The organism is Brevibacillus migulae, assembly GCF_004521915.1.
GTDB classification, from domain to species: domain Bacteria; phylum Bacillota; class Bacilli; order Brevibacillales; family Brevibacillaceae; genus Brevibacillus_F; species Brevibacillus_F migulae.
The window spans coordinates 174,109-192,067 of record NZ_SDKD01000008.1; the positions used below are offsets into that span (position 1 = coordinate 174,109).

Below are 17,959 nucleotides of genomic sequence, written 5' to 3' on the forward strand. Positions count from 1 at the left end.
CGCTTCATTCCGGGCCTCGCTGTGGGCAGTGGCACTCCGTAGCAAATAGCAGGAGTTCGAAAAAGTGGGATCACTTCGTGGCTGTGGCTGAGAGAGCATGTTTCGCAACTCTGCTTGATTCTACGCAATTAAGGGAAGAGGGACTGTCCGCTCTGCAGCTTGGGGAGGGGGGCGGCCCTTGTTCCTGCCATTTACCGCTCCGGTCGGCAGGACTACGTAGGCGCTCGGTTTCGATATATGCTCTCCTGTGTTAAAACGGTACACGATTGTCGAGCAAACCCCATCGGTTGAATACGCTTCGTCGAAACTTTTTGCGCGACGTACCGTTTTTGGCAGCGGAACCGGACAGTGAATACCCCCGGTGGGTGTGGCAAGAACGTAGCCCGCCCTCTCTTCCCTTCCCCCACCACGATGTTTGCACAAACCCTATACGAGTGCCTAAAATAACGTATCTTCCTTATATTGGAATATAATCTCAACAAAATGCAGGTGAAAATCATGTTTTACCACGGAATTAACAGGGAATATGTCTATCATAGTTATCCGATCCTTTCGCCGCGACGCAGAGTCGCTGAGAAGAAGGAAGACCAATTGACAGACCGGATGCATTTAATCGAACAATTCGGACTAGAACCCGTTCATTTATTGGAAGCAAGCGAAGAATATACAAAAGAACAATGCATCAAAGCTTGTCTGCGTTTTGGCGATAGCGTCTTTGCTTTTACCAGCTTGCCAGATCCGCTTTGGCAGCTGAGCAGACACGAGGTAGGAGTGCCCGTATTGGATCTGAGAAATTGTCAGCAGATCTATCTGCTGCAGGAAGATCCCGAACTTCGTCAGTTGTTTCCCCATAAGCGAATTCAGGTATTGTGATGAAAAGGGAAGAATGAAATAGGACTTGTATCCTACAAGATTCGACACTATAATTGAGCCTAGTAGGGACAATCAGCCAGGAAAGGAAAAGTCTATATGAAATCTCAGTATATCAATCCCTTTCTAGAATCGGCTTCCACCGTAATCGAACAAGTATGCAACGTGCCTATTACACGCGGTGAACTTGGGGTCAAGGATGTGGCTTTCTACGATAATCATATCTGGATCAAAATCGGTTTGACCGGTCAAATGCAAGGGGACGTTATTTTTGGATTGCATAATGAGGTTGCCCTACGTGTAGTCTCAGCCATGATGGGTGGTTTCCCTATTGAACAGATGGATGAAATGGGGAAAAGTGCGATTTCCGAGCTAGGCAATATGATCTCTGGAAACGCAAGCACATTGTTGTTCAATCAGGGTGTATCGATTGATATCACTCCACCGCAACTGATCCATGATCATGAAACGCTTCCGACTTCGGGCAAAGCGCTCACGGTACCACTGAATCTTGGCGATCTGGGAAGTCTGGAAGTTCAAGTATTGGTGCTCTCCTAATCGAAATTTCTGCCTACAACAGGTTTTTCGAAACCCCCAATCGGCATCATGATGCTCCTTTGGGGGTTTTTTGCTGTTTATTGCAGAAAAAAACGATTTCTTAATAATAAAAAAAGATAAAATATTCGCTGAATGATGGTCACAAAAAATGGGATGTAGTATTGTTTGGTATAGTAGGGGGGGTCTTATTGCTCACATATATAAAGCAATTCGTCGGAATGTTCTTGCTTGTTATTTTTGTTTGCGGGGCACCATTAATGCTTTACACACATAAGGAAGAGGTCGTTTTTGAGCCGGAGAGAGTCGTCAGTCGCGTCGTCTATCTGATCGAGAAATTTACGGAAGGCTCGCTCGGCACGTATTATCTCGGCGTGAATGAACGAGAAATTGCCGAAGATATTTTGCCGTTCACGCTCAGTTCGTTTGAGTTGCTTTTTTGCAGCATCATGATTTCTGTCATTATCAGTATTCTTCTCGGGCTGTTTATGCATCGAAACCGATTGTCACGAATCGTTCAGCGTGTGCTGGACATCATTTCCATGGTCCCGGATTTCATCCTGATTTTATTTTCGATTGTCCTGGCCATCGGTTTTTACAAGCTTACCAACATACGATTGATCACCTTGTCGCCTACCAGCGATGCAGCCAACAACTGGTTTCCTACGGCGGTGCTGGCACTCGGCCCCACGATTTTTCTCGTCAAAGTCGTCGTGCTTAAGTATGCGGAAATCGCGGGGGAAGATTACATCAAGACGGCATTGGCCAAAGGGCTGAAGCTGCGGCATGTGCAGCTCCATCACGTCTATAAAAATATCAAACCGTTCCTGCTGGCGGATTTGAAAAAAGCGATCGCGATAACCGTGGCCAATCTGTTTATCGTGGAATATTCGTTGAACGTCGTCGGACTGACCCGCTTTATTTTTACAAAAGGAGGAGGTTACCAGTTTAACTCCTCTGTAATGGGATTGATGGGCATCATTTTGCTCTCGATCTTCGTGTATGTGCTGGTCCGCTTGTTCCTGTATTTGTTTGAACGCACTCTCGTTTACAGATAAAGGGCAGTTTTTGCAGCTTGCTTTCAGGAAGAAACTTGGTAAGTGAGGTACGTATCGATGAGAAGTCGCTCGAATGCATTTCTGTGGGTGGGGAGCATCATGGTCAGCTTGCTGATCCTCATCGCTGTCCTCGGTCCCACAATCGCACCCTATCCGCTGGACTTCCAGGAAAAGGTGCGCAATGAAGTGGTAAATGGAAAAAATGTGATCATCAAACCGCCTCTCCCGCCCTCCGGGATTCACCTGTTGGGAACGGATAAATGGGGCTATGATATGCTCACCAAGCTGCTCTATGGGGCGCGCTACACGGTATTTGTCACGATGGCGATCGCGTTGCTCCGCGTCATTTTCGGCACCGTGATCGGTCTATATCTGGGCATGCAGGACCAAGAGGCGAAGTGGTGGGTCTCAATTGAAAATGCGTGGAGCTACATCCCGATTTTTATCCCTGTCTATTTCCTGTTGGTCGGCATTAATGTGAATTCAGATTTGAGCACCAGCGCACTGGTCGCCATTTTTATTGGCATCGTAACGATCCTGGGGATTCCCAGCGTCGTGTCCTCCATCCGGCAAAAAACGATGCAGATCAAGGACATGCAATACGTGCTGGCCGCTTCGTCCCTGGGTGCCGGGCGCAATCAGATCATCTTTCGCCATGTCTTGCCGCATCTGAAAGAGCAGGTTACCCTGGTGTTTGTCATGGAAATCATCTCGACGATGACCTTGATGGGCTTGCTGGGGATGTTTGACCAGTTTGTCGGAGGGACGGAAATGACCTTTGATCCGATTTTGTACCACTCCATTACCAATGAGTGGGCCGGTCTGTTAGGAAATTACCGCAGTTTTATTTACAGCTCGTATCCATGGATATACATGGTTCCGCTGATCGCTTTTGTCTTTGCGATCACCTCGTTTACCTTGCTGGCGAAAGGGCTGCGTGACCGCTATCAGGGCACGTATCACCGCACACCGTTTATTTGAGAAATGGGCAGGAACACATTGCCCATTTTTCGAATAGACTGTAAGGCAAAAGCCTAAAATCCCTACTCATCCGGCACCATCACCCACCCCCCTACATAGGATAAGGTGACTGTATCCCTCAACCTTGTTCCTGTAGAGCCCACAAGGAGGGGTGGCACGATTGAAGGGTAGCGACCAAACCAAGCCGTTGTTAACGAATCGCGAAAGAGAAGTGTTCGAACTCTTGGTCCAAGATAAAACAACCAAAGAGATAGCCGGACAACTCTTCATCAGTGAAAAAACGGTTCGTAATCACATTTCAAACGTCATGCAAAAATTAGGTGTGAAAGGTCGATCTCAAGCCGTTGTTGAACTCGTTCGACTTGGAGAATTAGAGATTTGAACCCAGTCCACCCGGTCCCCCCTTTGCTTCCGAAGAGAAGTGGAGGGGGTATTTTTTTTGCAACGAAGGATCCGCCAAAGGCTGGGCGAATCCTGTTTTCTAATCTTTATTCGGCTTATATGTTAACTTAAAACAAAAACAAGTTGACATATAAAGCGAATGTAAGTTAACCTGTCTTTGGAAATGGTTAACATATAACGTAAAGGAGTGAAAAAATGTCAGCAACCAGCTTGCGTACCATGCGCATGATGTTGGTCGCTATGTTTGCTGCTTTGACGGCAATAGGCGCCTACATCAAAATTCCGCTTGCAGTTGATCCATTCACGCTGCAGATTCTTTTTGTCTTCCTGGCAGGGGCGCTTTTGGGCAGCAAGGGGGGCATGTTCAGCCAGCTTGTTTACCTTAGCGCCGGCTTGGCGGGCCTGCCCGTTTTCACCTCGGGAGGAGGAATTGCTTACATTTTCAAACCGACATTTGGTTACTTGATTGGCTTTGTGCTAGCTAGTTATCTGGTCGGGAAAATCATCGAACGTTCTCCTGTTCCGCGATTTTCCACCTTCTTCACCGCACATCTGTTGGGACTGATCCCTGTTTACGGCTTTGGCATGCTTTATTTATATCTTTCCATGAATACGTGGGTAGGGGAATCTATCACGTTTTGGACCGTGTTTGTGACTGGATTTTCTGTGAATATTGCAGGTGATCTCCTGCTTGCTTTTGTCGGGGCGATCATCGCTTTACGCTTACATAAGGTTTTTCAACAACGATTTTATCATCCGATTACGGCGAGGTAAGACGATGGCAGGAAAGGGACTCTTTATAACGGGGACGGGCACAGGCGTAGGCAAAACAGCAGTGACGGCATATTTGACCGCGCTATGCCGGGACATCGGTATCAAAGCGGCGGCCTATAAACCCATACAGAGCGGTGCGGTTCTAGTGGAAGGTCAGCTGTTATCGCCTGATGTCATGGTTTATCAATCCGTTGCTGGCAAGACTTCCGAGCGAAGTGAACTGTGCACCTATTGTCTGGCAGAAGAAGCATCTCCGCATCTCGCTGCCCGGCGTGCAGGGGTGACGATTCAGCCGGAAGCGATCCAGCGAACGTTCGACAAGCTGACAAGTGAGTATGACATTGTGTTGGTTGAAGGGGCGGGTGGACTCGCAGTGCCGCTTGCCGCTCAAGCGGGACATTACTGGATGACAGCCGATCTGGTGAGGCAATTGGCTCTGCCCCTCCTGATTGTCACAAGCCCTCATTTGGGGACGATCAACCATACGCTGTTGACCATTCAGTACGCCAAGGCACAACAACTCCCGGTCTTTGGGATGATAGTGAATGGCTTGTCTGAAGAACCTACACTGGTCGAAGCTGATAACCTTAGCGTATTGGAACAGCTCGGTCAATTGCCGATTCTGGGAATTGTACCGCAATTTTCGGAACCGATAACCGCTGCGCTGACATGTGCCTTGCAAAGGAAAAAGGCTTACATCGATGTGAAACGACTAATGGAACTCATAGCACCGACAAAGGAGATGATTTGATGAAGGATTGGCTGGGAATGGCCGAGCATGTGCTGGCTGGTGGAGAAATAACCGATGAGCAAGCGCTGGCGATCTTGACTTGCCCGGACGAGGAGCTGCTTTTGCTCCTCCACGGGGCTTACCGGATACGCAGGCATTATTACGGAAACCGCGTAAAACTAAACATGATCGTCAATGCAAAAAGCGGCTTGTGTCCGGAGAATTGCGGCTATTGCTCGCAATCCGCAATCTCAACAGCCGATGTTCGAAAGTATCCGTTCCTCTCCAAGGAAGAGTTGCTGAAAGGCGCCGAGCAAGCCTTTCATCTCAAGGCGGGTACATACTGCATCGTGGCGAGCGGGAGAGGGCCGACAAACAAAGAGATAGAGATGGTCGCCGAGGCCGTCCGGGAAATAAAAGAGAAATACAACCTGAAGATATGCGCCTGCATGGGGGTCATTAAGCCGGATCAGGCGGTAACGCTCAAAGAAGCGGGGGTGGAAAGGTACAATCATAATCTCAATACGTCGAAGGAACACCACCCTACCATCACAACCTCGCATTCTTATGAGGATCGCGTAAATACGGTCAACGTCATCAAAGAGGCAGGGATATCTCCTTGCTCCGGAGTGATCATCGGGATGAGAGAAACAAAGGAAGATGTCATCCGTGTCGCACGGGCGCTCAAAGCGCTTGATGCCGATTCGATACCGGTTAATTTCCTGCACGCGATTGACGGCACTCCATTGGCGGGAGTCAACGAGCTGGACCCAAGGTACTGCCTGAAGGTGTTGGCGCTTTTCCGTTTCATCCATCCATCCAAGGAGATACGGATTTCCGGCGGACGCGAGGTAAATTTGCGCAGCTTGCAGCCGCTTGGCCTTTACGCAGCCAATTCGATTTTTGTCGGCGATTACTTGACCACTGCTGGACAAGAATCTACCGCCGACCATCAAATGCTGGAGGATTTGGGATTCGAGATCGACCGCATGCCCTGTCCGATCGTTTAGAACGGTATATGCGCCTCCCCTCACGGAAGAAGAAAGCTCCTGTGAGGGGATTTTATTTGGCGCTTCATCATTTTCACCCGCTATAAATATTTGCAATTGACTGATAATTGTGATACTGTAAAAGAAATTACTCATTACGTTTGCAGTCGTTGATCGGCCACCCGGTGAACATCCTGCAAGCAGGGAATGAGTGTCTGCAAAGCGAGGTCATCTCTCTTGTACGACCATGAAACCTTGTATTTGGTAGGCGATGCACAGGCTCCGAGCAACAATCCCATCACCCAGCAGTTCAGCGGCTTTTTTATTGGACTTGTTGTGGATACCTCCAATGGCAAGATCATTGATGCCGGTTGTTCCTCTACGATTCAACTGACCAATGATTTCGTACGCTCCATTTTTGTCGGAAAATCGATCTTTTCCACTACGGAAGTGGAATACCAGATCCGGACCCGTTATTTTGGCTCCTCCCAAAAAGCGTTAATCGTCGCATTCAAGGATGCACAGAAAAAATATAAGCTGGCTATGGAAGCCAGGGAGAAATTAGGCGCTCCTGAGCTTGCCTGATTGATCAGCATATGCAAAACTACATATGGAACCAAAGCTGCTTTATTTATTGGTGTGCGAGTCACGCATGCAACGTAAATAAAACCCAGTAAATGACTCTTTCAATGGCGAAAGGATCGTTTGCTGGGTTTTTTGCGATAGCTCATCTTCCTGTTCATTCCCATTCCCAGCAAGGAGGAGGTCGTTTCCATTGCTTCCGTACATAATGAAACGATTCGTATCGATGATTATCACCCTCTGGTTGATCGTGACCGTGACTTTTTTTCTCATGCATTCCGTACCCGGATCTCCGTTTGACCGCGATGGAAAAGCCCTTCCGGCAGCAGTCGAAAAAAACCTCATGGCATTGTACCAGTTGGACAAACCGCTATCCGTTCAATATGTGTCCTATTTGAAGAGCTTGGTCCAATTTGAGCTGGGGCCGTCGATCATCCGGGCACCGGAAACGGTGAATGATATGCTCGGTCGTTCTTTTCCAGTCTCCGCCAAGCTGGGCGCCGTTGCCCTCACATTTGCGATCATTGCAGGTGTGGCGCTCGGGGTAGTCGCTGCGCTCCGTCATAACAAGCTGATCGATTATGTCGCGACTGTTGTTTCGGTCATTGGGATTGCCGTTCCCAGCTTTGTTGTCGCTGCTTTACTGATCAAGTATATGGCTGTCGAATGGAAGCTGTTTCCGGTAGCCACCTGGGGGACGTGGAAGCACATCGTCCTGCCTGCTTTGGCGCTCTCTTTTGGCCCGTTGGCGATCATCGCACGCTTTACGAGGGCGAACATGCTCGATGTGCTGACCCAGGACTATATGGAGACAGCGCGGGCGAAAGGATTGGCCCCATGGGTGATCATTGTCAAACACGGCCTGCGCAATTCCCTGCTGCCTGTCATTACGCTGGTCGGAGCACTGATCGCCAATGTGCTGACAGGAAGCTTCGTCATTGAAAAAATCTTTGCCATCCCCGGCATGGGGAAGTACTTTGTGGACAGCATTTATAACCGCGATTATACGGTGATTATGGGCACTACGGTGTTTTACAGCATTTTGTTGATCTTTATGATGTTTGTCGTCGATGTGCTCTATGGCATCGTGGATCCGCGCATTAAGCTGCATAAGAAAGAGGGGTGATGGACATGGCGGTATCCAATGATTTGTTTGTCCAGATGAACAAAGAAATTCTTCATGCTGAAGCCATTGTCAGACCCAAGCTTTCTTTTTGGCAGGGGGCTTGGCTGCGCTTGCGCCAAAACAAGCTGGCGCTGGGAGGGATGCTGATCATCCTGGTCATCGCGATCCTGGCGTTAATCGGTTCCTCGCTGACGCCGTACAGCTATACGGAACAAAAGCTGCTGGACAGTAATCAGGCTCCTTCTGCCGAGCATTGGTTCGGCACGGATGAGCTGGGGCGAGACGTATTTGCCCGGATCTGGTATGGGGCGCGAATTTCGCTGTTCATCGGGGTGATGGCAGCGCTGATCGATTTGTGCATCGGTGTGATCTATGGCGGGTTGGCAGGGTACTTGGGCGGAAATACGGATAACGTGATGATGCGGATCGCGGATATTCTTTATGGCATCCCGTATTTGCTGATGGTGATCCTGCTGATGGTCGTCATGGGGCCTGGTCTGGATACGATCATCATTGCGCTGAGTGCGACCGGCTGGATCGGGATGGCCCGGATCGTCCGCGGACAGGTCTTGCAGCTGAAATCATCGGAATATGTGCTGGCAGCTCGGACATTGGGAGCAAAAGTGCCGTATATCATCCGCAAGCATTTGTTGCCAAATACGCTCGGCATCATTATCGTGCAGGTCACGTTCTCGGTGCCGACAGCGATCTTTGCGGAAGCCTTCCTCAGCTTTCTCGGGCTTGGTGTGCAGCCCCCGTTGGCGAGCTGGGGGGTCATGGCCAACGACGGTATCCCGAGCATTCTCTCGGGGCACTGGTGGCGGTTGTTTTTCCCTGCCTTTTTCATCTCCTTGACGATGCTCGCATTTAATGTATTGGGAGATGGCCTTAGAGACGCATTTGACCCAAGGCAGAGGAGGTAGGACGAGATGAGTAATTTGCTGCAGGTGGAAAATCTGCATGTCACCTTTCAGACGCACGGCGGTGAGGTGAAAGCCGTCCGGGGTGTATCTTTTTCCCTGAAGAAGGGGGAGACACTCGCGATTGTCGGCGAATCCGGCTGCGGAAAAAGCGTCACGGCCCGCAGCGTGATGCGGCTCATCCCTGAGCATACCGGCAAGATTACGGATGGGCGTATCCTGCTGGACGGACTTGATCTTTGCAAGCTTACGGAAAGAGAAATGCGCGAGCTGAGAGGCTCCAAAATATCGATGATTTTCCAGGATGCTATGACCTCCTTGAACCCGACGATCTCGATCGGGGAGCAGATCATGGAAGGCATCATCCGCCACCAAAAAATCAGTCGGCGTCAGGCACGGGCACAGGCGATCGAGATGCTGAATCTGGTGGGGATCGCCAATCCGGAGCGGAGGCTGAAGCAATATTTGCACGAGTTCAGCGGAGGGATGCGGCAGCGGATCATGATCGCGATCGCCTTGGTCTGCCGTCCCGCGATCCTCATTGCCGATGAGCCTACCACTGCCTTGGATGTGACGATACAGGCGCAAATTTTGGAATTGTTCAAATCGATCCAAAAAAAGACGGGCATCTCGATCATTATCATCACGCATGACATGGGAGTGGTTGCGAAGCTGGCGGACAAAGTCAGTGTCATGTACGCAGGAAAGGTCGTGGAGTCGGGTCCGATCCGCCAGATCTTTTACGATCCCCAGCATCCCTATACCAAGGGGCTGTTAGCCTCCATGCCGCGTCTTGATGATGATCGCAGCCAGCCGCTGCGCCCCATACCGGGGACGCCGCCCGATCTGTTTGCGCCACCTGCTGGCTGTGCGTTTGCAGCGCGCTGTGACTATGCATTGGAAGTATGTCGTCTTCACCAGCCGGACGTGACAGATCTTACCCACGAACACCACGTCAGCTGTTGGCTGCAGGATCCACGAGCCAAGAACGTGTTTCCGCTGCAAACCGCAACCGGCTTGTGACACATAACCACTCAGGAGAAAAGGCAGGTGATGGCACTTACATAGGGAGCGGTTTCCAGAAAATATCGCGATGATAAGGGGGAAAAAGAAATGAAAAAATGGTTTTCACTTGCTGGCACACTGCTGCTGTCTGCTGCCCTGCTGCTTGCCGGCTGTTCCGGCCAGCCTGCGGCCAACAATCAACAGACAGCGCCCAGCGCGGAGCAGCCGAAAGCGCCGGAAAGCACGGGACCGAAAATTCTCGTCCTGAATAATATTAATGAGCCGACCTCCCTCGATCCGCCGATCGGTTTCGACCAGATCTCCTACGACATCCTGAACAACCTGATGGAGGGTCTGACCCGCCTGGGCAAAGATCACAAGGTAGAGCCGGCGATCGCGCAGGAATGGAAGGTATCTCCGGATGGCAAGACGTATACGTTCATCCTGCGTGATGCGAAATGGTCCAACGGGGATCCGGTGAAGGCGTCTGATTTCGTCTATGCATGGAAAAGGATGGCCGATCCGAAAACCGCATCATCTGCGGCGTTTCTCGCCAACGTGATCGTCGGTGCCGAAGCCTTTAATGCAGGCAAAGGAAGCGCGGATGGCATGATGGTCAAAGCGGTGGACGACAAGACGCTTGAAGTAACCCTGAATCAACCGGCTTCTTACTTCCTTTTGATGGTGTCCAATCCTGCCTTCTTCCCGGTTCACCAAGCTACGGTTGAAAAAAATCCGGAATGGGCGAAAGAGGCGGCGACCTTTGTGGGGAACGGTCCGTTCAAGCTGACAGAATGGACGCATGACAGTGAATTGAAAATGGTGAAAAACGAGAATTACTGGGATGCGGCTACCGTAAAGCTGGATGGCGTCACCTGGAAAATGATCAACGACCTGAATACCGCTTACCAGCTCTTCCAAACGGGTGAGCTGCATACAGCCGACGTGCCGGCCGACTTGAGCGACCAGCTTTTCGCAGAAGGAAAGGTGCTTACGCAAAATGGAGCGGGGACAGCGTTCTATCGCTTTAATGTGACGAAAGAGCCGTTCCAAAACAAAAACATCCGCAAAGCGATCAGCATGGCAGTAGACCGCCAGAAGATCGTGGACTTCATCACCAAGAAAAAGGAAAAAGTGGCGACGGCCTATGTGTCCTATAACTTCCTGGAGCCGGACGGCAAGGATTTCCGCGATGTCGGCGGGGATCTCATCACCTTTGATCCGGCAAAAGCAAAAGAACTCCTGGCGCTTGGCATGAAGGAAGAAGGCTATACGACACTGCCGCCAATCACGATCAGCACATCGACCAGTCTGCAATCCAATATCAAGATTGCGCAGGCGATGCAAGAAATGATTAAAGAAAACCTGGGCATTGAAGCGAAGATCGAACAGATGGAGAGCAAAGCGTTCACCGCTGCGCAAAGAAATCTGGAGCTGCAGTTCTCGCGCAGCTCGTTCCTGCCAGACTTCGGTGATCCGATCAACTTCCTGGATGGATTCCTTTCCGATAACCCATTCAACCGCACTGGCTGGAAGAATGAAGCCTTCGACAAGCTGATCAAGGATGCGTATGCAGAAGCGGATGACACCAAACGCTTCCAGCTGATGCATGAGGCGGAAAAGCTTCTGATCGAGGAATCGCCGATCATGCCGCTCTATTTTTATAACACAGCGTATTTGCAAAGTGATAAAGTAGAAGGTATCGTGCGGCACGCGTTAGGATATATGGATCTGAAGTGGGCCACATTGAAGTAATGCCCAATTCACAGGGACGGTTCATTCTCCATAAGCGGAGTGAACCTCCCTTTTTTCAAGGAGGATGTTCATGACAGATGTGATCAAGCCAGCAAAACTCCGGGCAGGGGATACCGTAGGCGTCATAGCACCGGCCAGCTGCGGCGATTATGAGAAGCTGCTGGTGGCGGTTCGCTTTCTCGAAGAATTGGGGCTGCAGGTAAAGCTGGGGAAGGCGGTCAACAATCGCCGCGGCTATCTGGCGGGGACCGATCAGGAGCGCGCGGACGACTTGCATCAGATGTTTGCTGATCCGCAGGTGAAGGCAATCTTTTGTGCACGCGGCGGGTATGGCACCGGCCGGATCGCGGATATGCTGGATTACGAATTGATCCGTTCCAATCCGAAAATCTTTTGGGGCTACAGCGATATCACCTTCTTACATACAGCCTTCTTTCAAAAGGCGGGCTTGGTTACGTTCCATGGCCCCATGATGACCTCGGATGTCGCCAGTGAAGATGTTGACCCATTGACGCTGCAGACCTTCCAGCAGTTGCTACATCCGCAAATCCTGCGGTATGATGAAACCGTTTCCCCTCTCTCTGTCATCGTGGAAGGAGAAGCGGCGGGACGGATCGTCGGCGGCAATTTGACGCTTTTGGTAAGTACGCTGGGCACCTCCTACGAGTTGGATACGAGGGATAAGCTTCTGTTTATCGAGGAGATTGAGGAAGAGCCGTACCGAATTGACCGAATGTTGAACCAGCTTCGCATGGCGGGCAAATTGGATGATGCGGCAGGCATTATCGTCGGGGACTTCCATGATTGTGAGCCGAAGAAACGCAAAGAAGCGTCGCTTAGCTTGGCCGAAGTGTTTGATGATTATTTTAAGCAGTTGGAAAAGCCGGTGATCAGCGGTTTTCGCATCGGCCACTGCACCCCGAACCTCGCGATCCCGATCGGAGCATTGGGAAGAATCAATACGAATGAAAAAACGTTCACAGTTGAAGAGCCTGGCGTTGACGACAATGACTCAACTTGTGAATAGACACGGGAGAAGCCTATGATTATCCAAAACATCGAATTGAAAAGACAGCATGTACCTTTGAAAAAGCCTTTTAAAACAGCACTGCGCACCGTCGAGCATCTTGAATCGATCTTTGTCAAAGTCACCTGTGACAACGGTATGGTCGGGTATGGCGAGGCTGCAGCTACCGTCGCGATTACCGGGGACAGCCTGGACAGCATCGAGGCGGCGATTATGAAAACGATCAAGCCGCAGCTTGTGGGACTGGACCTGCTGGCATACGAGCGCGTGTTTCAGCAGTTGCACGCTTCCATGGTGGGCAACAGCAGTGCAAAAGCTGCCGTGGACATCGCTCTCTATGATCTGATCGCGCAAAATGCGGGCCTGCCGCTGTATCAATTTCTGGGCGGCTATCAAAAGCAGATGGAAACGGATTATACCGTGAGTGTCAACTCCCCGGAGGAAATGGGCGAAGACGCTTATCAATATTTGCAGCAAGGCTTCAATGTGCTGAAGATCAAAGTCGGGAAAGACAATATCCAAAATGACATTTTGCGTATTCAGGAAATTCGCAATCGTGTAGGCAATCAGGTGAAAATCCGTCTGGATGCCAACCAGGGTTGGCAGGTGAAGGAAGCGATCTCGTCCATCCGCAAAATGGAGGAGATGGGCCTCGACATCGAGCTGATCGAGCAGCCGGTAAAAGCTCATGACATTGAGGGCTTGAAAATTGTGACGGATTCCGTGGATACCCCGATTATGGCGGATGAATCGGTCTTTTCGCCGAAGCAGGCTTTGGACGTGGTGAAAAACCGTGCTGCCGACCTCATCAATATCAAGCTGATGAAGGCGGGCGGTATTTATAAAGCACAGATCATTAATCATTTTGCCGAGGAATGCGGCGTGGAGTGCATGGTGGGCAGCATGATTGAATCGCGTCTGGCGGTAACGGCCGCTGCTCATTTTGCGGCGAGCAAGAAAAACATCACCCGGTTTGATTTCGATGCGCCGCTCATGCTGAAAAACGATCTGGTCGTTGGCGGTGTGCAATATGAGGGCAGACTCATGACGTTGCCGGACGCGCCGGGACTGGGCATCACGGATGTGCATATGGAGGAAGGGGCTGGACAGAAATGATCGTAGCGGTCGCGGTAGCAACCGTATGGACATCTCCCGAATCGCCGAAAGAACGGGATCTGCCGGCTTTGCAAAATCCCGTGCAATTGCGGGAGTGGATCAATCCGTTAACCATCGACGACCGCCTCTCATTTTGGGCGGATAACCAGACGCAGACGCAAATCCTCTACGGCAGAAAAGTGATCGTCGACGAGGAGCGGGGCGAATGGGCGAAAGTGATCATCCCTGATCAATCCAGCAAAAAGGATGAGCGCGGCTATCCAGGGTGGGTACCAAAGCGGCAGCTGATGGATGCCCCCGAGTACGAACAGGCGCTGGCTAGCCAGCCAAAACGTGCGGTGGTGTCCGCTAAGACGGCGTTTTTGTACAAAAGTGCGGATGAGCCGGATCTGGAAGTCAGTTTTTTAACGGCACTGCCGCTATTGGACACGGACCCGCAATGGACACGAGTGCTGACACCGCATGGTCCGCGCCTGTTGAAAACGAGCGAAGTTCAAATAATCGATGGAAAGCCCAATGTGGAAGGCAACGTTGGCGAGTCGATCGTGAATACGGCCAAGCGATTTTTGGATCTGCATTATCTATGGGGCGGCATGTCGGCATTTGGCTATGACTGCTCCGGATTTGCCCATTCGATGCATCTGGCGCATGGGATTGTTATTCCCCGTGATGCGGGTGATCAGGCACAAGCCGGCAAGCTGGTGGAAAAGGAAGACCTGCAGCCGGGCGATCTGCTGTTCTTCGCACACGAGGAAGGAAAAGGGCGGGTTCATCATGTCGGGATCTATGCCGGCGATCATCACATGATTCATTCTCCAGATTCCAGGCATGGGATCGAACTCATTCCGCTTGCCGGATACAAGCTGGAGAAAGAGCATTGCATTTCACGCAGATACTGGTAAACCGCAAACGGGGGGAGCGCCGTGCAGAGGAAGAAGCTGGTTGAAGTCAAGGACTTGAAAATCCATTTTAAAATCGGCGGGAGCCAATATGTGAAGGCGGCGGATGGCATTTCCTTTGATATTTATCAAGGAGAGACATTCGGCTTGGTCGGAGAGTCGGGCTGCGGCAAATCCACGACAGGACGAACCATGATCGGACTGTATACCCCGACGAGCGGTGAAATCCGCTACGACGGGAAAGACGTCCACCGCATGCCTGGAAAAGAGCGACGCCAGTTAACCCGAAAAATGCAGATGATCTTCCAGGACCCGTACGCTTCCCTGAATCCGCGAATGGATGTGGCCGAAATCATCGGAGAGGGCTTGTACTTAAATGGGCTTGCCAGCGGCAGTGAACGGCTCAAACGCGTCTACGAGCTGCTCGGGATGGTGGGTTTGAGCAAAGAGCACGCCAATCGCTTTCCCCATGAGTTCAGCGGGGGACAGCGGCAGCGTATCGGCATCGCTCGCGCTTTGGCGGTGGACCCTGAATTCATCATCGCCGACGAGCCCATCTCTGCCTTGGATGTATCCGTACAGGCTCAAGTCGTCAATTTGTTGAAAAACCTGCAGAAGGAACGAAAGCTGACCTATTTGTTTATCGCTCATGACTTGGCGATGGTGAAGCATGTCAGCGACCGTATCGGGGTGATGTATCTGGGCAATATGATGGAGCTGGCCGATAGTGAACAGCTGTATAAGGACCCGAAGCATCCGTATACGCAGGCGCTGCTGTCCGCGATTCCGCTTCCCGATCCGGATGTGGAGCAGACGCGAGAGCGCATCTTGCTCGAGGGCGATGTGCCCAGTCCGATCAATCCGCCCTCCGGCTGCGTGTTCCGCACCCGATGTCCTGTGGCTAAACCGGTTTGCGCGGCAGAAAAGCCGGTCTGGAGGGAAGTGGCTCCTTCCCATTTTGCGGCTTGCCATCTTTATTCGTAAATAGGCTGAATCATCTGAACCCCCTTGTCAAAGAAAATGGCGAGGGGGTTCGCTCTGTTCGTCTTCTTGAAAATATTGGTATAATTGAAAGTGACAAGAAGGGGGCGAACGTATGGCAAAAAAAGTGATTCTTGCGGGCGGTTCCGGCTTTTTAGGGCGCTCATTGGCGGAATATTTGCTCGTCAAAGGGTATGAAGTCGTCATCTTTAGCAGAGGGCAGGCACGACAGGAAAATGGGATTCGCTATGTCCAGTGGGACGGGACACATGTGGGGGAGTGGGTGCGTGAAATAGACGGAAGCTACGCCGTGATCAACTTTACCGGAAAAAGCGTAAACTGCATCTATACGAAAAAGAATCGGGAAGAGATCATGCGGTCCCGGCTGGATTCCGTTCAGGTACTCGATCAAGCAATCGGACAATGCGATCACCCGCCGCAAGCATTTGTTCAGGCGGGTTCACTAGCCATTTTCGGAGATACAACCGCTCTTTGTGATGAAGATGCGCCGCATGGGACAGGATTCTCCGTTGAAGTATGCCAGGCGTGGGAGCAGGCTTTTTTTGCACAAGAGCTTCCCGCTACGCGAAAAGTCATGCTGCGCATCGGTTTTGTATTAGGCAAACACGGAGGCGCTTTGGAGCCGCTCATGAAGCTCGTCTCGCTGAACCTCGGTGGTACGGTGGGATCAGGGCGGCAGTATATCAGCTGGCTGCATATCGATGATTGCAATGAGATGTTTTTGCAGGCGATGGAACTTTCGCAGATGAGCGGGATATACAACGCAACCAGTCCTGCGGCGGTTACCAACCGGGAGTTTATGGCGGCGCTGCGAAAGGTCATGAACAAAGGCTGGAGTCCGCCAGCACCTGCCCCACTCGTATGGCTGGGCGCATATCTGTTTTTGCAGACGGAGCCCAGTCTGGCACTGACCGGACGGAATTGTGTGCCGAAAAGGTTGATGGATCAAGGGTTTCGTTTTCAGCATACAGACTTGGAAAACGCTTTGCGGGAATTGATCCACTCGTAAGCCTTGTAAGCGCATGAAAGGGGGAAATCATGAATGGTTTTGAAACTGCTTCCTCGTTCCTATTGGTTCATTTCGATTGCGGCTGTGATTTTAGTTGTGGACAGTTTGCTAGTTCGTTTCCTGCCGAACGCCGCGGAGGATCACTTGATGGCTTATGGAGTCCTCTTCGATTGTATGATCGTAATCCCGCTGCTCTACTGGTTTTTGATGATCCGAAAAACGGGGAAGCCATTTGTAAGGCTGCTGCCGCTGCCGTTATTGGGAGGATTAGTCGCATGGCTTATCTTGCCGGTGCAAATGCGCCATGTCGTTTGGAACGCTGTATGGCCGATCGAATTGCTCATCATAACTGTGGAAGTCGCTTTTCTGTTTTATGAACTTCGGCTGCTATTTCGTGTCATACGGCGGTTTCGTGAGGTGTCCAAAACGATGGAGGACAGCGCCGAAGCGATTCGGGTCAGTATGCATAAGGAAATCGGAGATGGGAAAATTGCATCTGTCCTGCTGCATGATGCGATCTTCCTTTACTTCCTGCTCTTTTCTTGGCGGAGAAAGCCGATGATGACTCCTAGCCGACGGGATGATATCCAGCTGTTTACCTATCATAAAAATACCAATCTATTGATTTATACAGCGATGATAACCAAAATCATCCTGATTGAAAGCATTGCTGTGCATTTCTTCATTCAGCAATGGTCCTCTCTCGCGGCTTGGATTCTCACTTTCGCGGATCTATGGTTGCTAGCCGTCCTGTGGGCGGATTGCCGTGCCTCCTATATACAGCCTGTGCGCATCAAAGAGGATAAGCTGATCTTACGGTATGGCTTGCGCATTCAGGGGGACATCCCATTGACAATGATCTCCGCTGTCGGGTATTGCAAAGACGGTGCGTATGAATCTGGTAAAGAAGCGATCACCCCGATCCTGGGTACGGCGAACGTTCGTATCGATCTTCATCAGCCGGTTCGAGTAGAGGGATTGCTATTTCTTCCCCGGAGCGTAAAGACGATCTATTTGGCGATGGATGAACCCGAGCAATTCATTCGCGATGTATCGTCGCGCATATCAGGTAAATGAATAACCGGACATTCGGCAAATAGAGTCAAAAAGGGGGCCTCTATGTTTCTCTTTTTCAACATGGTTGCTGCAAGTTTTCTCA

General features: G+C 50.9%; 19 protein-coding genes. All 19 read left to right on the forward strand.

The genetic code is table 11. The features are described from left to right. Window positions 1–498: 498 nt before the first annotated feature. The 19 genes from EIZ37_RS11595 (at window position 499) to EIZ37_RS11685 (ending at window position 17,877) form a co-directional block, all read left to right on the forward strand. A complete protein-coding gene (locus EIZ37_RS11595) occupies window positions 499–873 on the forward strand; it encodes a hypothetical protein (RefSeq protein WP_134684767.1) in 375 nt (124 codons plus the stop codon). Between the two features lie 96 nt (window positions 874–969). Next, window positions 970–1,428: a chemotaxis protein CheX gene (locus EIZ37_RS11600; RefSeq protein ID WP_134684768.1), complete on the forward strand. Its 459-nt coding sequence runs from the start codon at window positions 970–972 to the stop codon at window positions 1,426–1,428. A 257-nt stretch (window positions 1,429–1,685) separates the two neighbouring features. Next, a complete protein-coding gene (locus EIZ37_RS11605; RefSeq protein ID WP_235827968.1) occupies window positions 1,686–2,483 on the forward strand; it encodes an ABC transporter permease subunit in 798 nt (265 codons plus the stop codon). 57 nt (window positions 2,484–2,540) lie between these two features. After that, window positions 2,541–3,464 (forward strand): ABC transporter permease, encoded by a 924-nt coding sequence (locus EIZ37_RS11610; protein WP_134684769.1) that lies wholly within the window; start codon window positions 2,541–2,543, stop codon window positions 3,462–3,464. A gap of 160 nt (window positions 3,465–3,624) precedes the next feature. Continuing rightward, window positions 3,625–3,846, forward strand: coding sequence for a helix-turn-helix domain-containing protein (locus EIZ37_RS11615; protein ID WP_003387736.1), 222 nt, complete (start codon window positions 3,625–3,627; stop codon window positions 3,844–3,846). Window positions 3,847–4,061: 215 nt separating this feature from the next. Beyond that, a complete protein-coding gene (locus EIZ37_RS11620; RefSeq protein WP_134684770.1) occupies window positions 4,062–4,640 on the forward strand; it encodes a biotin transporter BioY in 579 nt (192 codons plus the stop codon). Window positions 4,641–4,644: 4 nt separating this feature from the next. Beyond that, window positions 4,645–5,391, forward strand: coding sequence for a dethiobiotin synthase (gene bioD, locus EIZ37_RS11625; RefSeq protein ID WP_134684771.1), 747 nt, complete (start codon window positions 4,645–4,647; stop codon window positions 5,389–5,391). Further along, a complete protein-coding gene (gene bioB, locus EIZ37_RS11630; protein WP_134684772.1) occupies window positions 5,391–6,380 on the forward strand; it encodes a biotin synthase BioB in 990 nt (329 codons plus the stop codon). Before bioD ends, bioB begins: the two co-directional genes overlap by 1 nt. A 216-nt stretch (window positions 6,381–6,596) precedes the next feature. Continuing rightward, entirely contained in the window at window positions 6,597–6,944 is a 348-nt protein-coding gene (locus EIZ37_RS11635; RefSeq protein ID WP_134684773.1) for a DUF3870 domain-containing protein, read from the forward strand. Between the two features lie 190 nt (window positions 6,945–7,134). Beyond that, window positions 7,135–8,067 (forward strand): ABC transporter permease, encoded by a 933-nt coding sequence (locus EIZ37_RS11640; protein ID WP_134684774.1) that lies wholly within the window; start codon window positions 7,135–7,137, stop codon window positions 8,065–8,067. 5 nt (window positions 8,068–8,072) lie between these two features. Further along, a complete protein-coding gene (locus tag EIZ37_RS11645; RefSeq protein ID WP_134684775.1) occupies window positions 8,073–8,990 on the forward strand; it encodes an ABC transporter permease in 918 nt (305 codons plus the stop codon). A gap of 6 nt (window positions 8,991–8,996) precedes the next feature. Beyond that, a complete protein-coding gene (locus EIZ37_RS11650; protein WP_134684776.1) occupies window positions 8,997–10,010 on the forward strand; it encodes an ABC transporter ATP-binding protein in 1,014 nt (337 codons plus the stop codon). A gap of 90 nt (window positions 10,011–10,100) precedes the next feature. Beyond that, on the forward strand, window positions 10,101–11,747 hold the full coding sequence (locus EIZ37_RS11655; protein ID WP_134684777.1) for a peptide ABC transporter substrate-binding protein: 1,647 nt from the start codon (window positions 10,101–10,103) through the stop codon (window positions 11,745–11,747). 70 nt (window positions 11,748–11,817) lie between these two features. Beyond that, window positions 11,818–12,774, forward strand: coding sequence for a S66 peptidase family protein (locus tag EIZ37_RS11660; protein WP_134684778.1), 957 nt, complete (start codon window positions 11,818–11,820; stop codon window positions 12,772–12,774). Between the two features lie 15 nt (window positions 12,775–12,789). After that, a complete protein-coding gene (locus tag EIZ37_RS11665) occupies window positions 12,790–13,890 on the forward strand; it encodes a dipeptide epimerase (RefSeq protein ID WP_134684779.1) in 1,101 nt (366 codons plus the stop codon). Beyond that, on the forward strand, window positions 13,887–14,792 hold the full coding sequence (locus EIZ37_RS11670) for a C40 family peptidase (protein WP_134684780.1): 906 nt from the start codon (window positions 13,887–13,889) through the stop codon (window positions 14,790–14,792). The genes EIZ37_RS11665 and EIZ37_RS11670 overlap by 4 nt, the downstream gene beginning before the upstream one ends. Window positions 14,793–14,813: 21 nt before the next feature. After that, a complete protein-coding gene (locus tag EIZ37_RS11675) occupies window positions 14,814–15,773 on the forward strand; it encodes an ABC transporter ATP-binding protein (RefSeq protein WP_134684781.1) in 960 nt (319 codons plus the stop codon). A 112-nt stretch (window positions 15,774–15,885) separates the two neighbouring features. Then, on the forward strand, window positions 15,886–16,800 hold the full coding sequence (locus EIZ37_RS11680) for a TIGR01777 family oxidoreductase (protein ID WP_134684782.1): 915 nt from the start codon (window positions 15,886–15,888) through the stop codon (window positions 16,798–16,800). 33 nt (window positions 16,801–16,833) lie between these two features. Further along, entirely contained in the window at window positions 16,834–17,877 is a 1,044-nt protein-coding gene (locus EIZ37_RS11685) for a hypothetical protein (RefSeq protein ID WP_134684783.1), read from the forward strand. Window positions 17,878–17,959: the final 82 nt, after the last annotated feature.